We start from the raw sequence: 18,416 nt of genomic DNA, 5'->3' as shown, positions 1-18,416 counted from the left end.
AAAGAAGTCAGGAGGTAGGGTTGCAAGTTTGGGTGTAGGGAAAGACAGAAAGTCTTACTACACCCCACACCTTCTGATTTTGTCAGATACCGTGAAAAGTTAGATTGAACAAGAGGCTCAATATTTTTGAAAGGTTCAATTAAATATCTATGCCCTTGCACCTTAATTGAGGGCAAAGGACTGGGAATTCCAACAAATAAATTACTCAATTTTGTGGGGTGGATATATTACACGCTTATTAATCAGGGCAGGCAAGATACCCACCCTACAATATATATCAATACTTCAGGCAGAATTAAGCAGTCTAGCTAATTACAGTGTCTTCGTCAGATATGCCCTTTTATTTAACAGTTTACCCACACCCCAGATAATCAATGCAGTAGTTGTCCCAGCCTCGGGAATTGATACTGGAGGTTGGGAAGGAATTTTTGCAACTTGCCATGAAGTTAAAACTGTACCATCACAATCAGCTGCTGATCCTCCTCTTCCTAAATTAGAACTGTAATACAGCCTCACATCAGAACCTACTACACAAGAAAAATCAAAGAACTTGCTTGCAAATAAATCTAATTGATTATTACTTAAGTTATAAGTAAAACTTTCAAGATCAGCGAGTTCATAGGCAAATTTTCTTTGTCCATAGAAGAAAGGTTCCGATTCAAAAGTAAAATTTGTCAGTTCACCTAGTGTCAAGATTAAATCATTGTCAGAATCTTCTCCACTAAATGCACCAAAATAGTTACGTAGAAAAGTCAAATTACCATCAGTTTCTACTTCCCGCGCTGAAATTGAAAATGTTGCAGCTAAAGTTGGGTTTGCTTTCATGACACCTAAACTAAGTACAGCACAAGCTGTACTGACTGCAAATCGTTTGAAAATGTTATTAATCATGAAGCCCTCAGTATATTGACATAAATTATGTTTAATTTTACTTTATTTTAAAATATAAACCTCATCCATCTTGAGAACTGGAGTTTTTCAAGAAGATATATTACTTTAAATAAGTGGGTGTAGCTGAGAACGAAACACGGATGCTCAAAGTCGAATGCGATCGTTGGAATCAAAGTAGCTCAATATTGAGGGAAGAAGCATTAAAAGCAAATCATGCTCGTACCTGCGAGCGTTTAATGATACTGTACGAGATATGTAAAGGAAAAAGTGCGACAAAGGTAGGCACAGATACAGGAGGTAATCCCCAGACAGTAAGTGATTCCGGCAGAGATCATTGAAGCAGGAATCACGCGACTTTCAGTCATGTGAGGTTCAATATTGTCTTGCATAGGTTATTCAACAAATTTTAGTTTTGATTACTATCGCAGCCGTCAAATTTGTATTTAATTGGTGAATTTTGGAGTAATTTTTCAATTCCCAAACGGATTAGTTCTGGTGGAACTCCGTCTAATTTCAATTCGCTTTGGATAAACTCATAAATGGAACTGGCTTTCGTCTTCTCTAAGAGCGCCAACATCTGTGAGCTTGGGTTGTTGGTGTGCCTCAAACCCCAAGATATGATTTCAGCCTTCCATCTGATTGAAGACCGCAACAACATGGGCAAAATTCTGCTCAAGATTTAATCTGATTGTCGAAGTAAACATCAATAGAGAGCTAGAGAAGGGTATCTTCTAGGGTATCAAGATAGGTTTGTAATGGCATAATACAGCCCCGGTTCATAAAGGGTTGCCATTTTCTGCTTTCCGCCAAGGGTCATAATTGGTTTATGATCCTTCCATGCAGCAGGAACTTTGCCCAGATAGTTGGAGTAATTACGCGAGGAAAGCTTGGGGATACAAGCAGGGCGACAATATCAGCAGCTACCCACTCAAGTTTTTCTGGTGTGCCGATGAATCGGACTTGTTGAGATTCAAACACGAAAACTGATAGGTCTGACATAAATTCAACTTTCCTTAATTGTTACCCAGTCAGATAAAACAGCTATACAGCAAGCGATCAATGTTGGCCTTCTCAAGGTCTTACTTTCATGTTTAGCGATGTAACCACCCTCTAATTCGTTTTGCTCAAAAGAAACTCCAATTACGTCAAAAAGCTTATTAGCAACGTCCATTGAAATAGATTTAGACCAAGACATATTTACTCCTATGAATCAAAGAATTCAGCTAAACAATTAAAACCAATCTTCACCTACTTCGATTTATTCCCCTTTTTGAACCAACAATTTCCCAGACACCCCAGCCGTAAAACCCAACCCAATCGCCGCCATAGTCACACTGGGCTTAAAAAACAACGTCGCAATTCCAATAACTGCACCCCAAAGACAGCCATAACAGCAAAGGATAATGAACTGATTTTTGGGTTTAGCCCTTTCGTCTTGAATAGATTGGTGAACGATGGCATAATCTTCGAGTTCACCAACGATTTCTGATAAAGAAGCGCCGTACTCTTTTTCCAATCTACAAATGGCCAGTCTGTCTGCTTTAACTGGACTTATGGCTAATTTTTGTAATGCTGTGGTTAATTTATCGCTCATTTTTAGACTTCCCGATGCTTCCACATTCTGGAAAATGTTTAGAAAAAAATTAAAACTTACTGGAGAGACAAAAAGACCCTATTTTTCAGTCGTACTTGGAAATGTAAGAATACCGGAACTTGACCGGAACTCGACCGGAATTCGACGAGAACTGTGACGAATATTAGTGATTAATGTTAAAAACGCTGAAACCATCTTTTTCATTTCCGCACAATCGGTTAGTGTCAATCAATTGTGACAAGGCATTCCTCAAGTAAAGAACACTCTTTTTCTCTTCACCCCACTTGCGGCTGTTTCTGATAGCAGCAAAAGAAGTTGGAGGGCTAGCAGTAGCTGCAACAATTGCCACAATCTGTTCCAAATCAGCCTCAGAAATACTATTTTCTTCTACTTCCAGAAATTCCACTTCCTGATAAGGCTTTGAAAAAATGGACTCCAGATGATTAACTGCGTCTGATGGCGCAATTTTCTCCCCTCTGGGTATGACTGTCCTTTCATGCTGTTGAACTAATTCCGGGAAGAATTGAAGTAATGTTCTAGCTGGATCTGGTTGCCCATTGCCTGGGTGCAAATGGGTCTTTAACCATTCGGGAATCATGCCCAGATTGCCACCGCTAACGGGTTCTCCAAAGTTGTTAGGGTTGGCTTTGAAATACTCTCCACTAGCAACATTCATTTTGCGTAGACCACCAGCGCTAACCGCTTGAGCTACACAGCCAATAAAGTTAACCGATTGCTTAAAGGTATCTGCCAGGCCAGCCGTAGCTTTACCGACCACGCTTGTCAGGTTAGAGCCATGCAAGACGATAATTAATGTACCACCCGACTTAGCGAAGCGAGAAAGTAAATATTGAATCGCCCAGGTGCGATCGCTTTCCTCCAATAATGACAGCAACCGCATCGCCTCATCAATTACTAGCAGTAAATTTTTATGGGAGTAAGGTTCGCTTCCATCTAAACCTTTAAGAAATTTCAATAAATCACGAGCGACGAGTTGATCAGCCCCATCTGCATCTTGATCCAGGTATTTAAGGGCAGAGGTTAAGTTGCAAGCGAAGGGGTAAACGTCCACTCCGGCTGTAAAGTATTGGGTGTTCAATCCGGGGTCAAGTGCTGTTGATAATGTTGCCAAGATTGCTGCTAAGGTTCCCTTGCCACCTCGCTGAGTACCAGCGATCGCAATGACTTGGGAACTCATCATATCTTCTACTTGGAAACCACTTTTCGTTAAAGCAGCGATGAGTGCGTTTGCCCTATTAGTCAGAGGGATATTAATTATAGTCTCTGGTACAAGCCCATCAGAGGAAGATGGTTGTAACTCTGTAGGTTTAGAAAGCTCCGCAGCTTGGTTCATCTTCCTAATATCTACCTGTGGCGATTGAAACTGTTTGATATCTACGGTCGGTGGTAACTGGGCTTGAGCCTGTGCGATGGCACTTATCTCCGACCGATTCACCCGGCTGTCAATTGTCACATCCTGTAAATGAAGAGCCATGCTTTCATAAGTCGGTAGCTGACGACCCTTGAGCTTGCCAAACCAGCCAAACATCCAGCGATAAGCGTAAAAACGTTTTCCTGGTTCAACTTGGGTTAAATATTGGACAATATTTTCAAACTCAGCTAGAAGAAAGGTGTACTCTTCTGCTGATTGTCGCTCTAGGAATTTAACAGTATTGGCAAGATGATCTGCTTGATAATTACTCCTCGCATCATAATCCCCAGCACGAGCTAGAGCGTCTACAAAATTACCACGCACAAAAGGCAAGGGGGCAATCTCCTTGGTTCTGTTGGAATGTTCGACAACAAACCATAGCCACGCAGCACCACCGACTAAACCACCAACTAGCGCCAGTGGATTGACCGCATAACAAACTGCTCCGATCCCAGAAGCCAACAAACCAAGTACACGGGTCATGTCTGCTTCATTCTCAGATGCCCGTGCCATTTCAAATAATCCATCTTTTCTCTCTTGCAGCCATTGGGCAATATTTCCGGCTTCCAAGTGAGACAAGCTAGGATATGATTCGCGTAAATGTTCCGTTTCCTTCGTTGTAATTTTTGGGATATCGTTACTTTGCATAAATGCCTCCCTTGGTAAACGTTGCCGCCCTTTTTTACAGTGATTGCTTTCTTGGGCGGTTTCCGTTCTAATCCTTTGTCAAGCGCCAAATGGCAAACCCAATTTCACCTGCCATCATTGTGCCGATGTTAAACAAGATGCAACCCAAAATCATGAGTGGGGCTGTAAATTCAAATGGGTTACGAGCTGCAAAGGTGGTGATAATATCAAACGCCCAAACCGCAATCACAACTAATCCAGCACTAGAGCGATCGCGTATACCTGCGGTTTTGTAGTCCGCCCAGAGTTGGCCTACTAAGTCAATCTTGCCACTAGGCTTGGTTTCAAGGTCATAAACCATGTGGTCTTGAAGTTCCCGCCTAGCTGAATCTGGGTTCTTACCGCGTAGGGCGTGGGCTTCGATTACCTGAACGCCTACAGAAATTATGAATGCAAGGTAAAAAAACGGGTTGAACAGTGCAAACGGCACATTTAGCCAATTCCAAGTCGGCTCAAACCAGGGTAAAACAGGGGGCCCAGTAAAGATTAATTGCCAAGTTGAATCAGCACTAATCATGGAACCGCCGATAAATAAAATCCCGCCAACTAACGCGCGACCTGCACCTCCATTAGCAACAAACTGATTGACTATAGCGGCGGCTGCTCTAATGGGTAAACCGACAATCATCACTACAGCCTTGGCACAAAAATCGATGATTTCACCAAGCGATCGCTTCTTACCTTTAGGCTTACTATCGCTGTTGCCAGTACTATTAGTTTCCGCACTTGATGAACTATTAGCCATTACTTTTTCCTCACTGGTTTGATATTTTGAACGCTTTTACAAATCCCTTTATCTTTGTGCTTCCACTTCCAAATTCCTTCTTCAATTCGTCCAATACACCTGCCCGTCGCATCAAAAACATCAACAATCTCATCATCAAGATATAGGGTTGTGTCTGGTCTGGGATTGCGTTTAGCGCTATCAAAGTAATTGGTAATTCTCAACTTGCGACTTGTGGGCATCACTCCCGCCTCATATAAGGCATCACTGGTTTTTGCCCGTTCTTCTATGCGCGAACGTTCTAATTCTTCTGAGGCTTTTAGCCGTTGAAGCTCTGCATAAGCCCCCAACTTGGGTACTAAAGGGATGATTACAGGCAATATGCAAATGCCAACACCAGCCAAAGCTAAGTACAGTTGTTTCTTATACATGAGACTACTGTGTTATAGCGCGTTCTTAGTACAAATTTTTCCCATGTTTCACACATCTCTTTAATAAGGTGTTTCATGTTTCACGCCCTGAAACACTGATGAAACCGTTGAAACGTTTCATGAAACAGTGCTGTGAAACAGTTGGATGAAACACTACCCTTCATAACGGCTTTCGAGCAAGGAATTGTCTAGTGTTTCATGTTTCACGTTTGATGTTTGATGCTGGGGGAATGCTGTTTCATGCTGTTTCACGCCCTGAAACACTGATGAAACCGTTGAAACAGTTTCGTGAAACAGTGCTGTGAAACAGTTGGATGAAACACTACCATTTATAATGCCTTTCGAGCAAGGAATGGACTGTTGTTTCGTGTTTCACGTTTGATGTTTCACGCGGGGGAATGCTGTTTCACGGTGTTTCACGACCCTGAAACACTGATGAAACCGTTGAAACTGTTTCATGAAACAGTGCTGTGAAACAGTCTTATGAAACAGTCTTATGAAACACTCCCGCCCATCACTCTTGCCTCGATGCCCGTCCCAGAAATGTCAATCCTGCACCAACAAGTAATCCCAAGGGAATGAACATCCCACTACCAATTAATCCAGTAGCAACAACGCTACCAACGAGATATGCACTGCCACCTAAAGCGCCAACAACTGAAGTAGCAAACAATCCCGTACTCAGAATATCCATAACTTGATTTTTCCTTTGATGAGTTAATAGTTCTTGAAGTAATCGGATTTCAGCAACAGTAGCAACAGTTTCATTTTGGATTTGTAACAATGCCGCTACTGTTTTATAAGCTTCTAAAATCGGATCTGTGTCCCCATCGAAGAAACTCTCTCCCGCAACAAATTGAGTCGCGCTTTGAGTTGTTCCTTTTTTTGGATCGACTTCCCCAGCCTTGTTGAGGCTTCTTCTGCCAAATTAATCAAACTCTGATCTATCTCGGTAATCTGGTTATCGACTTCCAACATGGATTGTTCAGCAAAGGCATCCAACACCGTCCCTTTGGCTCCAATCAAGGATTCCATGAACAATAAAGCTCCGGTGACACCAGTTGATGCACCCAAAATCTTAGATTGCTCATTTTGGACGGCTATAGCACCAGAAATAGTCTCTTTATCAGCCGCAGTCAACTTGTATGAGGCTTGTTGAATTGCCTCATCAGCTTTGGTGATTGTGGCTTCGGGTATATCTGCTATAGGTGTTTGTTGAGGCTGTAATCTCTCATTATTGGTAATATCTTGGAATCTAGCTAAAATCTCCTCTGGAACTTGTGAATCGACCGTCCATTTTTGCTCTGGATATTGACGGCGCAGCTCATCAACTACCTTACCTGGGACTTTGTTGAGAGCTTGTGCAAATTCTTTAACAATCATGATTTAGGCTCCTAAAAACTTTTCGGGGTGATTTTTTAATTCAATAGCTACCTTCTTTAAAGAACCTTTGGCTAAAACGTAACTTCTAATTCTTTGAAGCACAGGTAAATGCCAGTTTGTCAACTTTGCTCGTCCGTTTAGCCCTCCGTTATCTTCGTCCCGAAAATCCTCAAATTCTGGCAGGTACAAAGAAGCTAAGTCTAAATACTTTTGGAACTGTCTAATTCCAACTGATGGCTCCAATTGTTTGGCTGCCTCCTCTCGTGTTAACAATTGTTCAACTACACAGCTTCCCTGAATTAGCAATGGTTTCGGCTCCTAGAGTTCCGATTGAGTTCCGATTGAGTTCCGGTACTGATAATACTAATAATAAAAAAACCACCGACTGGTGGGGAGGGTTTTTCTAATGGCTTAGTGTTTGGGAAACACTAACTTCTTAATAAGTAATTATGAATTGCCCCAAAGTGATTAAGTACATACGGCTTTGGTTCGACAAATCTGGAACTGCTTTCATCAGCTAACCAGTTTTTTAGTGCCTCAACTGAGTAACCTGACAAACGGCTCATTTGGTAAGTCGAGAAATTATGGACTTTTTTAAATTCTTTAGGATGTATTGGCTTAATACCAATATTTTTCATTACGATTGCTCCTACTATTTGTGAAGCTATTGTGGGAGTATTCCATTCCTTAACGTACTATACCGTATAAACATTTGCAAGCATAACGCAAACTGCCGTACTATCTTTATATTATTTCTCTGTTGTGTATGCCGAAATCAGGATTTAAAACAATCACAGTACCGGACTGGATTGTTGATGAAATTAAGAGACAGCCTGACTATAAAGGCAATCAAGCTGCCACTTTGGGGGCGCTCGTTAGGGATGGTGTTGCGGCTCGTGGCGGAGAATTGGAAAACCCAGCAATATTACTTGCACAAGTACTGAATCACTTACCTAATTGGGAGCGGCGCGAATCCTGGGAGTTAGCGCTGACTATTTTAAGTTGGTTGCAAGAAACAGAGCATAATGCTGATTGATCAGATTGATAAAATTGGTTCATGGGTAATTTTGGTGAAATGCTTTCTTTGGTAAAACTAATTCGCGGTCAAGATAACACGATTGTAGAAGCAGATTTAGTAGAGCTATCACAAAAGCACGTCGATGATTATGCCCACAAGTGGAAAGAACAATTGAACCTGCATGACCAATCAGACAAATTTTGGGACTGGGAGTTTAAACTGGAGTTTGTCATTAATAGACAAGCAAACCGCGAAGGCTACGCGATTGAATACAAAGATGAAACTCAAGGATTAATGCTGATTGAAACCCAAATGCACGGTTCTCGCCTGATAGAGGGTAAACGCTTGGTATACATTGATGGCATAGCTACCGCACCCTGGAATCGGGCATATATCCAACGTCCTCCGAAATTAAAAGGTGTTGGAACTGCATTCTTAGCGTTTGCCAGAACTCGCAGTTTAGAGCTAGGTTATGAGGGAAGAGTAGGGTTACACTCACTACCTGGAGTAGAAGAATTTTATGATAACCAAGGCATGATTGATGTGGGAGAAGATGAAGATTACGATGAACTAGTTTATTTTGAGTATGGAGTTTTTCGTTCTCCTGTATGAGGTAGTAAAGCTAAATGAGTCAATTATTTGATGAACAATCTTTAAGAAAAAGTGTTGAAGCTGAGGATAAAGTTGGTGGCAACATTGGGGCTGGATTAGATTGGGGGTCAGGATTTGGTTCTTTAATGGGCAATCTAGAACTGTTGGGACGTTTCACGACGTTGCGTATTTCTCTAAATAGAGAAGTGCGGTTGCTGCTGAATAATTGGAATTTAGGTACAGCTACGAAAATTGCTGTAAAAACTGCAAGAGAAAGAATACTTGAAAATTTTAGACTGCCGACACCAGAGGTAAGAGAATACATACTTGCTACTCTGGAAAATGATCAGCTTTATGGTGAAGAATTCATTTCTAATCGAGAGATACTGCGCGAACTGCTTGGGTTGTTATTAAAACAAGAAGATTGGGAAACCATTGCAGCAGTCGCAGCAGATTCGTTAAAGAAAGAAATTATACATCAAGCTGTTGGTGAAAAAATCTCAGCATAATTTATATTTTCAAAAAAAATGAATGATTTTGTTTGTGAACAACAAAGTTTTTTACAAGATGATATGACAACTTTTGAAGTTTCCATGCGATCTCTCCTATTATTGTCTTAATTGTGTTTGTACTACTTGCTGCTGCCTTTTCTCTACCAAAACCTGACCAATAGATCCCCCAGTACCCAGCCCAAACATTCCTGTCGCAATCATGTACATTGCATTCTTGCCAAAAAATTGCACCCCTAAATATCCGATAGATATGGCCGCTAATGTGCTGGCCAGACTTACAACAATTACTCGTGCTTGATTCCGTTTCATAATTTAAATTCCTTTTCTTTATAGAGATTATGAATCCTTCTTTTGTTTGACTAGCACCGAACGTAAATACTGTCGGCAAGCTGCTTCTCCCCGATACATCAGAATACGAAGGGCCTCGACTTCTTGTATCGGAGAAACACAAATCTCAGCGATGGCTGGAATCAGATCCTGTTGTGAACGCACATAGTCTTGATGGTGCTGCTCTAATTCCTGAATCTTAGAATTCAATTGCTGTATTTGCCGTAATGCTTGAGTTAAGGAAGATTCTTTATTTTGAGAGCGATTATTCAAAGTGAATGTCATATTATTGCTCCTATGTACAACATTAGATTGCTCGACTGACCAATCAGGACATTTTTCATCAAGTAACCGTAGGGATGAACAGTATTTAGTACTGCCCGTTGAGAAGGGAGGCTCATCTTTTATTGTTGGTTTTTTCGGCGGTTCGTGTTTGGATAATAAAGCGCTGAAGTCGTAAATCGTTACTGTTGATTTGAGTTCTGGTTCAGGTTTTGGTTTTGACTCTATGGGGAGTTCAGGATTGCCCAAACCAATTGCATATTTAATTTCTTGCTCCATGACCGGATTCTCCTTGTTGAGAAAATTGCTCTACCTGCTCGATTGCGTCCACTATTTCTCCCAAAATATTGAAAGCATCGTTTAGCACAACATCATTTGAGGTAGAAAAGTGTTCTGACGATTGAATTTTACGATAATCTTGACTACTCCCCACAAGCCGCAACGTATATTGACATCCTTGTAAGATAGTCCGAATTTCTGCTGTGGTTAATTTGATTTCCATTGGTGTGTTCTAACGTTGAAAAACTGAATTAATTTCGCCGCTATCAATAGCATTTTTGGCATGGCTAACAGCTTGTGTATGATTATCAAAGGTTTTAGTTGAAGGTGATGCCCAAGTTGTTTTCAAAAAGCCCTGCTTCCCAACATGAACATCCACAGCACCATCTGATAACTCAGTTGTCTCAATTTTGTAGCCGCCATGTTTAGTTTTGTACTCTTTCATTGCCGTTAACTCACCTAAAATTTATCTCGTTGAATACTGAGGCTTGCTCCGACTAAAGAAGTCCCTAAGAATGCGGAAAAACTTACTAGCATTGCACCCAAGCAAATATTTTTCTGTTGCTCCCAACCAGAGATGATTATGTTGGGATTATTAGTCTCAATAATCTCCAGCCCCCAGCAAGCCATTGCTCCAACTCCCGAAAAGCCAGTCAACAGCAGAGAGATAATTGCAGTTGTTTCTATGATGCGGTCGAAAAAAATCCTGGGGTTGAATCTTCTCTTAGTACGGCGGCGAAGAACCAATTTACTCTTGTGGTCTAATTGAGATTGGTAAACAACTTGCTTATGGTTAGTCATTTGGAATCCTCCAATTGAACATAGAAACCAGCACCTGTATTGGTAATCTTTACTTTTCTTTGATTGACCAAGCATTGAATCACTCCCAGGCTAAATTTAATACTGCACAACCGTGCGCTACCCCCACAGCGATGAAGGTATTGTAGGCACAATGAGGACTGGTCAGTAGAGGTGGGATGAGTGGATTTTTTCGGCATAATCTTGGTTATTACTCTATGATTTGTAAATGATGAGAATTGAAAAAAGATTGGGATGTTTAGAAAACTAGAAAGCTAATGGAACTGAACTAAATCTGCTGGGTTGTTGACAACAATGCCCGTGTTTGTTGTAGCTGCTTGTACTTGTCCCAATTCCTGGGATTATGATGTGATAACATTGACTCTTCAAATTCCCAGTTCTGAGAATTGGTATCGAAAAACTCAATGGCTGCATCAAAACCACACTGCAAAAATCTGGTGTATGATTCTTCCGAACAAAGAATTGATTCGGCAATTGCAGTCAAAAGTTTGAGGTTGGTTTCAGTAGCAGCACCTTCTTTGTGGAGCCATTCAATTGCTTCCAAGAGTTGTTGTTTAGCAGATGCCGCAGTAGATTCAGGTAATGCTGCGATAGGAATAAAACCTGTTAGTTGTTTCATGTTTGATTTGCTCAAAAATTATCTAGTTCTGCAACACCTTCATCAGTTGCAACTTTGCGCTGAGATTTGGCTTTGGTAATCTGGAATTCGTTCGCTTTAATTACTGGCATTGCAGCCTCTTTGACTGCTGCTTTTGCTTGGTAATAAAGAAATTGAACTACACCGTCCGCATCTTCTTCATCTTCAACCTGCGCCCATAAAGAACAACCTAATTCGAGAGATTCATAATTGCCCAAGTTAAATTTTCTGGAATAACTAACTGAGACAGTACCGATTTTCATTGACTTGTTTGAACCGCTAATTTATGTAGTGGCGACTCAGAGGTGAATCGCCTTTTTCGTGTCTGATTACCGCTTGTTACCTTGCGGCATTGCTGTCTGATTCTGTCCTTGCAGAGATGCCCTCGCTTCAGTTTGCGAAACCGTGGGTAATGCTGGTGCAGTGACAGCGTTACTAGCCCATCGCTCGTAAGTATCGTTTGTTACCCAGTGAATTGTTGCCCCAGATTCAGCACCAGAGCGAATCATTTCTGCTGCCTCTAGCGCATCCTTTTCAAAATCAGATTGAGGATTGCGATAGCTCCACTGAATAAACCAGTACGTTCCCAGTGTTCCTTCTACTTTCTGAAACTCGGCACAGAAAATGTAGTTTTTGAGTACGCTAGCGATCGCACCGAAGCAGAACTCTTTGGGATCTCCCGGCATCCCTTCCTCGCACCACTGCTGGAAGGCACGATGGGCGAAGTGATTGTAGAGTCCAGCAAAATTGTCTTTACTACGACGATGGATCAGGAAAGAAAGCAGCATGGAAGCTGGCCCCTTGAACTGGTCTTTGAGTCCGCCAGCTACCGGAATCACCCAGAGTTCAGTAAATGGCTCATTAGTAAAGTTCTCGTTGATGGTCAAGGCACGGTCAGGGCGAGAGATTGCGATCGCAAAGTCAGCTTTGTTACCTTTGAGATATCCTCCTGCTTGTGCTTCTAGAATTGTCAATTTTGGGGGACAATCGAGAAGAAATTGCCCGTATTCTTTAGCGCAATTCGCTTGTAGTTTCGGTTGGCTGGGTGGAATGAGGAAGACGCTGTTGTTGATTTTGATGGTTTCCATAATTGCGTTGTTGTTGCTAAAAATTGCGTTGATACTGGATAGTGTTCGACTTAGCTATTTATGACAATTTCAGGAATTGTTTTTAATTCGTATTTCAGCACTTCGAGTTGATATAGCCGCTTTTTAATCTCTGCTTCTAGAAGTGTTTTTAATTCCTGCGGCTTGAGCAATTAAATCTCATTCTCTAAGTGATTTTCTTCACTACTATCAACCATCTCAATGCTAAGTCTTGTACATAAATCGCTAGCTTTTACACCGATAACTCCTGGTTGAATTTCAGTAGATAATTCCTCAATTATTGAATGAAATCCAGGGTCTTCATCATTAATTTCTACTTCAATCAAACCTGCATTATTCGATATAACAGTTGCCCAATTTGGCAAAGTTTGAGGAATATTAGTTGCATAGAGTTTCATGATTTTGTCTCCTGATTAAACTTGATTTCAACGACTTCTTCTACACAACCCATTGCCTCGCTCAAATAATGCAGAACATCACCCAAGTGAGTCGCTGCTTCTGGGTCAATCTTTTTATCTGCAATCAACAAAAGCCAGTTTTCGTTTTGGGCAATCGCCTGAATTTTCAGGTAGCAGGAGTTGAACTCTTGTAGGATTTCTATGGGTGACATTGGTTTATTCAATGAGTTGTGGTGTTCCTATTTGGATAAAATTTAACTTTGCTCCTTGCCACACAGGTGGGTCTATCCTGCCCACCCGTTTCCTTACTCACGCTGCAACTAAATCTCTAGTTTTTGGCACGTATCTCTTTAACCGTTCCCACTCGTCACTCGTCAGTGCATCAAATTCTTTATCGAACAAATCCTCTTCCGTGGGTGGTTCTCCCGTAGCCGTTGTTGATACCCTTGCCACATTCATAAATTCGTCTAGTCCAACTGCTGCATCAACCGACTTGGCGTATCGAATCTTATCTACCGCATTTGACCAGTGGGTGATGTGCTGAAATATCACCCCAATCATGGAATCATCTGTGTAGACTCGATAAGTTCTGGGGCAAGCTCCATTGACGTAAACGAGCGTGTAACCAGGGATTTCGATAATCTCTGCATTCGGGTCTGTTGGCGGTAGGAGTATTTTCTCTGGGGATTCATCCCAATCGGCTTCTTGAAGAGAAAATGGGCTAATCATATTGCAATATGCCATGATGATTTCGATCGTCTAAATTTCGTTGTCGAGGCGATTGCTTTTCTCTTGGACTGCAACCGCCTTTCTCACTTTCAGTACCAGGAATTTCTTTCACCTCTGCATTCGCATCTGTCGCAGGTAGGAGAATTCTCTTGGCAGTCATAGAAACCCGGATTTGAAAGTGTGATGTTACTTGCTGTGTTATGTGCAATGATTATTTGTAATTGCATATAGGTGGCGATTGCAGTTGTCTTGGTGTGCAATCGCCTTTCTTACTTCCAGCAACTTACGCCGCTACAGTCGCTCGGACTCCCAGCAGCGCAATCACATCTTTGGCACTGCCAGCAACCCGATTTACCCCGTACTGTCTTGGTCTTGCATACCAGCCTTGTTGATAGCACCCGACGAAGCCAACAAAATGCCCGTCTTGATAGAGTTTGGTGCTGAATGATAACCAATCAATCTCACCGTAGTACAGACCAAAAACAGTGCAGGCTTTTTCTAGTTCATCGCTGAGGCGTTCATTGCGCTCCAATGGAGTTTCCGGTAGAGTCGCTTTGACCTCTGCAACTCTTGTAGCGAACCAATTTCTGTCAAAGGGTAGCCGTCCAGCACCGACTAACTGCACCCAGACTGTGATTCCGCCTTCGATCCAGATAGTGCGGATTGATTCGGGTTCGACTTCAATAATCTCACCAATGATGCGGCGATCTCTGCTGGTGAGAGGATCTTGGGTTGGGGCTACAGCTTCGGCTTGGGATTCGATGTGGCTGTATAGTTCTGCTTGGGCTAAGGTTTGTTCATCAACAGAATAATCGACAATTGCTTGTCGTGTATGAGTTACATACGTCATAATAGAAATCTCCAATTTATTTGGGTAAAAGGCGATCGCTTACTTCTTGGTCGGAGGGGCGATTGCCTTTGTTATGTGTGCAAACAACGTTGTGGTTTAGCACAACGCTCTCAAAAAGATTTGGCGTAGCCATATATTTGTGACTCAAAGCCAGTGGCATTTGAGTGATACCAAAACAGGAGATACAGCGTATCAGGCGACGTGTACGACTTCAAAAGCTTCAACTGCCGTCGTCCTGCTGGTACTTTCTTATTCAGTGCAAATCCATTTCCCGACTGTGTACCCCTCGCCTTCTCTGGTTGTGCCAGTGCTTCGGTTACTCATCAAGCGGTGACTTTGGATTGTGCTGTCAAAGTTCTGTAGTTTTTAGTGCTTCTTTATTTATTGAAGAGGCATAACACTTTTTCCTCCTTGTTAATTACAAGTCTAACTTGGAATACAGCCTGATGTCAAGAGGTAAACTTGTATTTTTATAAGTTTAATTTGTAAATATATTGAATGTTTTTGTATATTTCAAAGTCTGAGTGCTAACATTTGTACTAGTGTTAGGTAGCGGAGTACATTTAAGGTGTTGATTTTTGTGAATCAGACTTTGATTAAGTGGAAACTAAAAGAGGTAATGGCAAGATATGACATCAAGGCGGGCGATCTTGCCAATGAGTTAAATCTCAGTGCTAATTCAGTATCAAATTTACGGAAAGCCAAAACAATGCCACGCTTGGATGGTCATTCCCTAAATAATCTCTGTAATGCACTAAATCGTCTAGCGCACGATTTAGATAGGCAGATTACTCCGTTCGATTTAATTGATTACACCCAAGATTCAGATACTTCTGCCTCTTCTGAAAACCCTAACAGCAGTAAGAGTAGCGCACTAAGTCAAGGCCGAAAGTCTTCAGCAATTGATGCTGAAAATCAAGCCTGTTTAACGGCTGCATAGCAAAAGCGATCGCCGCCCGTCACAGCAATGCGATCGCCTGCTCAATCCGTTTACCACAAAGTGAGCTAATTATAATGCTGCCACATTTTTGGAAAATCCATCTGACAGCTACCCAGTTCACTTTGGTTAAACTGCAACACCCCAACTTTCAAGCATTTACCGTAGTGGGCAAGAAAAATGCTGACACTAGAAAAAGAACAAACAACAGCACTCGATTACAGTGTTATCAACACCAGCATCCAAGAAACCTTTACCGCCATCGACCGATTCGAGTGGCAAGCGGTAGATGAAATTCTCCAGATGAGGGAACAACAGCTTTACCTGCAAGCTGGATATAAAAACTTTGAAGAATACTGCCAGCGTGAGTTATACGCCTGGGGCGGATACCGACGAATCAACCAACTGCTAGGAGCTAAAAAGGTCATAGACGCAGTTGGCGAATTGGGCGGACACATCAAAAATGAGCGTCAGGCTCGTCCATTACTTCGTTTAGTCAAGGAACCAGAGAAACTAAAACAAGCTGTAGCGATCGCTCTCAAAGATAACCTGTCCCCTGGTGAATCAGACTTTGCGGCCGCTGCAAATATTGTGGTTCCTCAACTTCCACGCAAAAAACATATTGTTCAGGAACCAATGGTTCCCAAAATTCAAGAACCAGTGGTTCCTCAATTTGCTAAAGTCACTGTTTCACAACAGTCACACCCAAGATATGGAGAAGATGGAACCATTGAGGCAGACGCACCAAATCATTGGCAACAGATTGTCACTTTTACTGATGGCGAGAGGTTGTTGATCAACAATGCTGATTTAGATGCCCCAAGTGTTCCATTTTCCAGAGAGCGGAACTATCCACCAGAATATACGGAAGCGATCGCTGCTATCGAAGAACGCCATAGACAGGAGTTAGAGCGACTGGAGCAGGATTTGAGGGTTGGCTTGCTTTCAGAAGCCACAGCCAATGCAGAAGAACAAGTACAAGAGCAAATCCAATCTCTGCAAAACCTGTACAAGCAACAAAGGGAGCAAAATATCCAGTTGCAGGAACGGCTGGATGAAATGGAGGAGTTACGCAAACTGGAGGCTGAGAATCAACAACTCAAGCAGCGTATTCAAGATTTGGAAAACGCAGTACAAGAACGTCCTCAACAGCAGTGGGGGAATACCATGACCCAGCAAGCTACCAAAGCTTTAAACAAACAGGTGAAGCAAGCCCTGGAAAAGACAATTGATTTGCGATCGCTAGCGCAGGAACCCCCCAAGGAAAATGCCCAGGAATGTCTGCGACTCATGGGCATGGCTTTGAAGAATCTCGCCAGCGCTATGAACAATACCCAAGCCTTGGAAGCTGCTGCGATAATTCTGGGGAGTGAACCGACACCATCTGCGATCGCTTACCGTGCCGAACAATTGGAAATGCTACCCCAGGCTGTCAGTGACATTCGACGGGTGCTTTCACAGCCTGGGTGTACGTGGCAAGAGTTATGGGCAGTGGTGCAAGAGTATGAGGTGATTAAACAAGATTATTGGGCGGAATTGACCACTCAGGAAACAGAGTTAATTACCGCACTCCAGAACACATCCTCTCAACCAGACACTATTGGCATCGGTTCTATTGTTGCCCACGCTGACCCATACCGTACTTTGTATGTCGAGAGGGGTGAAGTCGTAGAGGATTTAGGCGAGGAAGTAGTTGTGGCTTGGGATTGCTGGAAGGAGCAATCGAAAAAGACTGATAGGTATTCACGAGACGAGTTGAGATTCTGGCAACCTCAATAGCCTCTCAATGTATCGGTAACTTTTTAGACAAATAAATGCACGTATCAAGCCCTGCATCACAGTGGGGGATATTTCCGTGCGTCAATATAAATAGGAGATTGTACAATGACTGTAACTATTACAAAACCCAAGCTCAAAAAGTCTGCTGCTAGCAAACCACAATCACCATATAAAAGGCTTCATGTGATTATTCCCATCGAAGATATGCTGTGGGCTTCGCAGCAAAAGCCCTCAGTGACGCAATTGTGGCAAGAATGCTGGACGGCTGACCCTTATGGTTCTCGATGGATGCCTTTGACCTCAGCTTTAGGATACAGTACTTTTATCTCTGCGAAGAAAATTCTCTCCGACAGTGGCCTCTTCATCTTCAAACCCGACAAGTCGATTCAGGATGGCAGGGAAACGGCTAGCTGGATGGTAAGGAATTTGCACGGCAGCAGAATGAAGGAGTTCTGGGAGAAACCCAATGCTGAAAATCAGGAACCAAATGCTGAAAAACGAGAACCAAATGCTGGGGATTCAGAGAAAGATGCTGGCTGTGAAGAAATGGGTGCTTTGTATAAAGCATCTATTTTAAGTCAAGGTCAATCAGAGCAAGGGTTTCAGGAACCCTCACGAACTGTTCAGGAACACCTCACAAACTCTACAAAAGAGTTTGTGAGGTGTTTCTCTGACACGCTTACACAGATTTCGCGTGAGGAGGAGACGGCTCACGCGCCTTTGGGGGGCGCTTCGCCTCAGACTGTTCAAGGCGTGTCAGAGAAGGAGGAAGAATTACCTGCGGTAACGGACTGTACATCGCTGACGCTTGTGGATGCTGTACAGGGTGAATCTGTTTTGTTGTTGGCTGAAAAGCAGAATTGTGGTGTTGAGCCGAAAGACTGTCATGAAGGTACTTGTTCCGCCGCGCCCGTCGCTCAAAATGAGAAATCTTTAAATTCTGCGATCGCTAATCAAACACCAGAGCTTCTAGAACAGGGAAATTCAGCTTTGTTGTCAGGAGAAAATTC

General features: G+C 42.4%; 33 protein-coding genes. 8 read left to right on the top strand and 25 right to left on the bottom strand.

Annotated elements, in window-relative coordinates; all coding sequences use genetic code 11:
• Positions 1-312 precede the first annotated feature (312 nt).
• Entirely contained in the window at positions 313-891 is a 579-nt protein-coding gene (locus V7K69_RS09495) for a hypothetical protein (RefSeq protein WP_335033605.1), read from the bottom strand.
• A 140-nt stretch (positions 892-1,031) separates the two neighbouring features.
• On the opposite strand from V7K69_RS09495, the gene V7K69_RS09490 reads away from it, so the two are divergent.
• On the top strand, positions 1,032-1,229 hold the full coding sequence (locus V7K69_RS09490) for a hypothetical protein (RefSeq protein ID WP_335033603.1): 198 nt from the start codon (positions 1,032-1,034) through the stop codon (positions 1,227-1,229).
• A gap of 68 nt (positions 1,230-1,297) precedes the next feature.
• Here V7K69_RS09490 and V7K69_RS09485 read toward each other — a convergent pair whose 3' ends face one another.
• From V7K69_RS09485 to V7K69_RS09435, 11 genes are all read right to left on the bottom strand, one after another.
• Entirely contained in the window at positions 1,298-1,549 is a 252-nt protein-coding gene (locus V7K69_RS09485; protein WP_335033601.1) for a hypothetical protein, read from the bottom strand.
• A gap of 155 nt (positions 1,550-1,704) precedes the next feature.
• Entirely contained in the window at positions 1,705-1,890 is a 186-nt protein-coding gene (locus tag V7K69_RS09480; protein ID WP_335033599.1) for a hypothetical protein, read from the bottom strand.
• A 4-nt stretch (positions 1,891-1,894) separates the two neighbouring features.
• Complete coding sequence (locus V7K69_RS09475; RefSeq protein ID WP_335033597.1) at positions 1,895-2,086, bottom strand: hypothetical protein; 192 nt, start codon at positions 2,084-2,086, stop codon at positions 1,895-1,897.
• Between the two features lie 63 nt (positions 2,087-2,149).
• A complete protein-coding gene (locus V7K69_RS09470) occupies positions 2,150-2,485 on the bottom strand; it encodes a hypothetical protein (protein ID WP_335033595.1) in 336 nt (111 codons plus the stop codon).
• Positions 2,486-2,648: 163 nt separating this feature from the next.
• Complete coding sequence (locus tag V7K69_RS09465) at positions 2,649-4,565, bottom strand: hypothetical protein (protein WP_335033593.1); 1,917 nt, start codon at positions 4,563-4,565, stop codon at positions 2,649-2,651.
• 67 nt (positions 4,566-4,632) lie between these two features.
• Positions 4,633-5,349 (bottom strand): hypothetical protein, encoded by a 717-nt coding sequence (locus V7K69_RS09460; RefSeq protein ID WP_335033591.1) that lies wholly within the window; start codon positions 5,347-5,349, stop codon positions 4,633-4,635.
• Positions 5,349-5,759 (bottom strand): hypothetical protein, encoded by a 411-nt coding sequence (locus tag V7K69_RS09455; protein ID WP_335033589.1) that lies wholly within the window; start codon positions 5,757-5,759, stop codon positions 5,349-5,351. Before V7K69_RS09455 ends, V7K69_RS09460 begins: the two co-directional genes overlap by 1 nt.
• 514 nt (positions 5,760-6,273) lie before the next feature.
• On the bottom strand, positions 6,274-6,543 hold the full coding sequence (locus V7K69_RS09450) for a hypothetical protein (protein ID WP_181927372.1): 270 nt from the start codon (positions 6,541-6,543) through the stop codon (positions 6,274-6,276).
• Between the two features lie 23 nt (positions 6,544-6,566).
• A complete protein-coding gene (locus V7K69_RS09445) occupies positions 6,567-7,142 on the bottom strand; it encodes a hypothetical protein (RefSeq protein ID WP_335033585.1) in 576 nt (191 codons plus the stop codon).
• Between the two features lie 3 nt (positions 7,143-7,145).
• The gene (locus V7K69_RS09440; RefSeq protein WP_163934648.1) at positions 7,146-7,448 is read right to left on the bottom strand and encodes a hypothetical protein; all 303 of its coding nucleotides are present in this window, start codon (positions 7,446-7,448) and stop codon (positions 7,146-7,148) included.
• 122 nt (positions 7,449-7,570) lie between these two features.
• A complete protein-coding gene (locus V7K69_RS09435) occupies positions 7,571-7,780 on the bottom strand; it encodes a hypothetical protein (RefSeq protein WP_335033582.1) in 210 nt (69 codons plus the stop codon).
• Between the two features lie 128 nt (positions 7,781-7,908).
• Between V7K69_RS09435 and V7K69_RS09430 the strand changes: the two genes are divergently transcribed.
• Genes V7K69_RS09430 through V7K69_RS09420 form a run of 3 tightly spaced genes read left to right on the top strand, consistent with a single transcriptional unit; the run spans position 7,909 to position 9,260 of the window.
• A complete protein-coding gene (locus tag V7K69_RS09430) occupies positions 7,909-8,178 on the top strand; it encodes a hypothetical protein (RefSeq protein WP_335033580.1) in 270 nt (89 codons plus the stop codon).
• Positions 8,179-8,217: 39 nt separating this feature from the next.
• Complete coding sequence (locus V7K69_RS09425) at positions 8,218-8,772, top strand: GNAT family N-acetyltransferase (RefSeq protein ID WP_335033618.1); 555 nt, start codon at positions 8,218-8,220, stop codon at positions 8,770-8,772.
• Between the two features lie 14 nt (positions 8,773-8,786).
• Positions 8,787-9,260 carry a hypothetical protein gene (locus tag V7K69_RS09420; RefSeq protein ID WP_335033578.1) on the top strand — a complete coding sequence of 158 codons (474 nt, stop codon included), beginning with the start codon at positions 8,787-8,789 and terminating at the stop codon, positions 9,258-9,260.
• Between the two features lie 99 nt (positions 9,261-9,359).
• Here the strand turns inward: V7K69_RS09420 and V7K69_RS09415 are convergent, their stop codons facing one another.
• The 13 genes from V7K69_RS09415 to V7K69_RS09355 all read right to left on the bottom strand — a co-directional run bounded on the left by V7K69_RS09415 (position 9,360) and on the right by V7K69_RS09355 (position 14,690).
• Positions 9,360-9,572, bottom strand: coding sequence for a hypothetical protein (locus tag V7K69_RS09415; protein WP_335033576.1), 213 nt, complete (start codon positions 9,570-9,572; stop codon positions 9,360-9,362).
• A gap of 27 nt (positions 9,573-9,599) precedes the next feature.
• On the bottom strand, positions 9,600-10,151 hold the full coding sequence (locus tag V7K69_RS09410) for a hypothetical protein (RefSeq protein WP_335033574.1): 552 nt from the start codon (positions 10,149-10,151) through the stop codon (positions 9,600-9,602).
• Positions 10,135-10,374 carry a hypothetical protein gene (locus V7K69_RS09405; protein WP_335033572.1) on the bottom strand — a complete coding sequence of 80 codons (240 nt, stop codon included), beginning with the start codon at positions 10,372-10,374 and terminating at the stop codon, positions 10,135-10,137. Before V7K69_RS09405 ends, V7K69_RS09410 begins: the two co-directional genes overlap by 17 nt.
• 9 nt (positions 10,375-10,383) lie before the next feature.
• Positions 10,384-10,596 (bottom strand): hypothetical protein, encoded by a 213-nt coding sequence (locus tag V7K69_RS09400; protein ID WP_335033570.1) that lies wholly within the window; start codon positions 10,594-10,596, stop codon positions 10,384-10,386.
• Positions 10,597-10,610: 14 nt separating this feature from the next.
• Positions 10,611-10,952, bottom strand: coding sequence for a hypothetical protein (locus V7K69_RS09395; RefSeq protein ID WP_335033568.1), 342 nt, complete (start codon positions 10,950-10,952; stop codon positions 10,611-10,613).
• Between the two features lie 286 nt (positions 10,953-11,238).
• On the bottom strand, positions 11,239-11,589 hold the full coding sequence (locus V7K69_RS09390) for a hypothetical protein (protein ID WP_335033566.1): 351 nt from the start codon (positions 11,587-11,589) through the stop codon (positions 11,239-11,241).
• A gap of 11 nt (positions 11,590-11,600) precedes the next feature.
• Positions 11,601-11,870, bottom strand: a complete 270-nt coding sequence (locus tag V7K69_RS09385; protein WP_335033564.1) for a hypothetical protein — start codon at positions 11,868-11,870, stop codon at positions 11,601-11,603.
• A gap of 66 nt (positions 11,871-11,936) precedes the next feature.
• Positions 11,937-12,695, bottom strand: coding sequence for a hypothetical protein (locus tag V7K69_RS09380; RefSeq protein ID WP_335033562.1), 759 nt, complete (start codon positions 12,693-12,695; stop codon positions 11,937-11,939).
• Positions 12,696-12,865: 170 nt separating this feature from the next.
• The gene (locus V7K69_RS09375) at positions 12,866-13,111 is read right to left on the bottom strand and encodes a hypothetical protein (protein ID WP_335033560.1); all 246 of its coding nucleotides are present in this window, start codon (positions 13,109-13,111) and stop codon (positions 12,866-12,868) included.
• Entirely contained in the window at positions 13,108-13,323 is a 216-nt protein-coding gene (locus tag V7K69_RS09370) for a hypothetical protein (RefSeq protein WP_335033558.1), read from the bottom strand. The genes V7K69_RS09375 and V7K69_RS09370 overlap by 4 nt, the downstream gene beginning before the upstream one ends.
• 97 nt (positions 13,324-13,420) lie before the next feature.
• Positions 13,421-13,840 carry a hypothetical protein gene (locus tag V7K69_RS09365; RefSeq protein WP_335033556.1) on the bottom strand — a complete coding sequence of 140 codons (420 nt, stop codon included), beginning with the start codon at positions 13,838-13,840 and terminating at the stop codon, positions 13,421-13,423.
• Complete coding sequence (locus V7K69_RS09360) at positions 13,833-14,000, bottom strand: hypothetical protein (RefSeq protein ID WP_335033554.1); 168 nt, start codon at positions 13,998-14,000, stop codon at positions 13,833-13,835. Before V7K69_RS09360 ends, V7K69_RS09365 begins: the two co-directional genes overlap by 8 nt.
• Before the next feature lie 123 nt (positions 14,001-14,123).
• The gene (locus V7K69_RS09355) at positions 14,124-14,690 is read right to left on the bottom strand and encodes a hypothetical protein (RefSeq protein WP_335033552.1); all 567 of its coding nucleotides are present in this window, start codon (positions 14,688-14,690) and stop codon (positions 14,124-14,126) included.
• Positions 14,691-14,891: 201 nt separating this feature from the next.
• Here V7K69_RS09355 and V7K69_RS09350 point away from each other — a divergent pair, with 201 nt between their 5' ends.
• From V7K69_RS09350 to V7K69_RS09335, 4 genes are all read left to right on the top strand, one after another.
• Entirely contained in the window at positions 14,892-15,053 is a 162-nt protein-coding gene (locus tag V7K69_RS09350) for a hypothetical protein (protein WP_335033550.1), read from the top strand.
• Between the two features lie 217 nt (positions 15,054-15,270).
• Positions 15,271-15,630 carry a helix-turn-helix domain-containing protein gene (locus tag V7K69_RS09345; RefSeq protein WP_223278596.1) on the top strand — a complete coding sequence of 120 codons (360 nt, stop codon included), beginning with the start codon at positions 15,271-15,273 and terminating at the stop codon, positions 15,628-15,630.
• A gap of 177 nt (positions 15,631-15,807) precedes the next feature.
• A complete protein-coding gene (locus tag V7K69_RS09340) occupies positions 15,808-17,406 on the top strand; it encodes a hypothetical protein (protein ID WP_335033548.1) in 1,599 nt (532 codons plus the stop codon).
• Positions 17,407-17,511: 105 nt separating this feature from the next.
• Positions 17,512-18,416 (top strand): hypothetical protein (locus tag V7K69_RS09335; protein ID WP_335033546.1); only part of this gene is annotated, 905 nt, incomplete at its 3' end.

The sequence above is a fragment of the Nostoc sp. genome, assembly GCF_036917775.1.
In the GTDB taxonomy this organism is placed as follows: domain Bacteria; phylum Cyanobacteriota; class Cyanobacteriia; order Cyanobacteriales; family Nostocaceae; genus Nostoc.
The sequence above is the reverse complement of the archived record's forward strand: the minus strand, read 5'-3'. Positions and strand labels throughout refer to the sequence as shown.

Excerpts from the sequence above, each read along its gene's own strand:
- V7K69_RS09495 (WP_335033605.1), bottom strand. The coding sequence starts at position 891 with ATGATTAATAACATTTTCAAACGATTTGCAGTCAGTACAGCTTGTGCT.
- V7K69_RS09490 (WP_335033603.1), top strand. The coding sequence starts at position 1,032 with ATGCTCAAAGTCGAATGCGATCGTTGGAATCAAAGTAGCTCAATATTG.
- V7K69_RS09485 (WP_335033601.1), bottom strand. The coding sequence starts at position 1,549 with ATGTTGTTGCGGTCTTCAATCAGATGGAAGGCTGAAATCATATCTTGG.
- V7K69_RS09480 (WP_335033599.1), bottom strand. The coding sequence starts at position 1,890 with ATGTCAGACCTATCAGTTTTCGTGTTTGAATCTCAACAAGTCCGATTC.
- V7K69_RS09475 (WP_335033597.1), bottom strand. The coding sequence starts at position 2,086 with ATGTCTTGGTCTAAATCTATTTCAATGGACGTTGCTAATAAGCTTTTT.
- V7K69_RS09470 (WP_335033595.1), bottom strand. The coding sequence starts at position 2,485 with ATGAGCGATAAATTAACCACAGCATTACAAAAATTAGCCATAAGTCCA.
- V7K69_RS09465 (WP_335033593.1), bottom strand. The coding sequence starts at position 4,565 with ATGCAAAGTAACGATATCCCAAAAATTACAACGAAGGAAACGGAACAT.
- V7K69_RS09460 (WP_335033591.1), bottom strand. The coding sequence starts at position 5,349 with ATGGCTAATAGTTCATCAAGTGCGGAAACTAATAGTACTGGCAACAGC.
- V7K69_RS09455 (WP_335033589.1), bottom strand. The coding sequence starts at position 5,759 with ATGTATAAGAAACAACTGTACTTAGCTTTGGCTGGTGTTGGCATTTGC.
- V7K69_RS09445 (WP_335033585.1), bottom strand. The coding sequence starts at position 7,142 with ATGATTGTTAAAGAATTTGCACAAGCTCTCAACAAAGTCCCAGGTAAG.
- V7K69_RS09435 (WP_335033582.1), bottom strand. The coding sequence starts at position 7,780 with ATGAAAAATATTGGTATTAAGCCAATACATCCTAAAGAATTTAAAAAA.
- V7K69_RS09430 (WP_335033580.1), top strand. The coding sequence starts at position 7,909 with ATGCCGAAATCAGGATTTAAAACAATCACAGTACCGGACTGGATTGTT.
- V7K69_RS09425 (WP_335033618.1), top strand. The coding sequence starts at position 8,218 with ATGCTTTCTTTGGTAAAACTAATTCGCGGTCAAGATAACACGATTGTA.
- V7K69_RS09420 (WP_335033578.1), top strand. The coding sequence starts at position 8,787 with ATGAGTCAATTATTTGATGAACAATCTTTAAGAAAAAGTGTTGAAGCT.
- V7K69_RS09415 (WP_335033576.1), bottom strand. The coding sequence starts at position 9,572 with ATGAAACGGAATCAAGCACGAGTAATTGTTGTAAGTCTGGCCAGCACA.
- V7K69_RS09410 (WP_335033574.1), bottom strand. The coding sequence starts at position 10,151 with ATGGAGCAAGAAATTAAATATGCAATTGGTTTGGGCAATCCTGAACTC.
- V7K69_RS09405 (WP_335033572.1), bottom strand. The coding sequence starts at position 10,374 with ATGGAAATCAAATTAACCACAGCAGAAATTCGGACTATCTTACAAGGA.
- V7K69_RS09400 (WP_335033570.1), bottom strand. The coding sequence starts at position 10,596 with ATGAAAGAGTACAAAACTAAACATGGCGGCTACAAAATTGAGACAACT.
- V7K69_RS09395 (WP_335033568.1), bottom strand. The coding sequence starts at position 10,952 with ATGACTAACCATAAGCAAGTTGTTTACCAATCTCAATTAGACCACAAG.
- V7K69_RS09390 (WP_335033566.1), bottom strand. The coding sequence starts at position 11,589 with ATGAAACAACTAACAGGTTTTATTCCTATCGCAGCATTACCTGAATCT.
- V7K69_RS09385 (WP_335033564.1), bottom strand. The coding sequence starts at position 11,870 with ATGAAAATCGGTACTGTCTCAGTTAGTTATTCCAGAAAATTTAACTTG.
- V7K69_RS09380 (WP_335033562.1), bottom strand. The coding sequence starts at position 12,695 with ATGGAAACCATCAAAATCAACAACAGCGTCTTCCTCATTCCACCCAGC.
- V7K69_RS09375 (WP_335033560.1), bottom strand. The coding sequence starts at position 13,111 with ATGAAACTCTATGCAACTAATATTCCTCAAACTTTGCCAAATTGGGCA.
- V7K69_RS09370 (WP_335033558.1), bottom strand. The coding sequence starts at position 13,323 with ATGTCACCCATAGAAATCCTACAAGAGTTCAACTCCTGCTACCTGAAA.
- V7K69_RS09365 (WP_335033556.1), bottom strand. The coding sequence starts at position 13,840 with ATGATTAGCCCATTTTCTCTTCAAGAAGCCGATTGGGATGAATCCCCA.
- V7K69_RS09360 (WP_335033554.1), bottom strand. The coding sequence starts at position 14,000 with ATGACTGCCAAGAGAATTCTCCTACCTGCGACAGATGCGAATGCAGAG.
- V7K69_RS09355 (WP_335033552.1), bottom strand. The coding sequence starts at position 14,690 with ATGACGTATGTAACTCATACACGACAAGCAATTGTCGATTATTCTGTT.
- V7K69_RS09340 (WP_335033548.1), top strand. The coding sequence starts at position 15,808 with ATGCTGACACTAGAAAAAGAACAAACAACAGCACTCGATTACAGTGTT.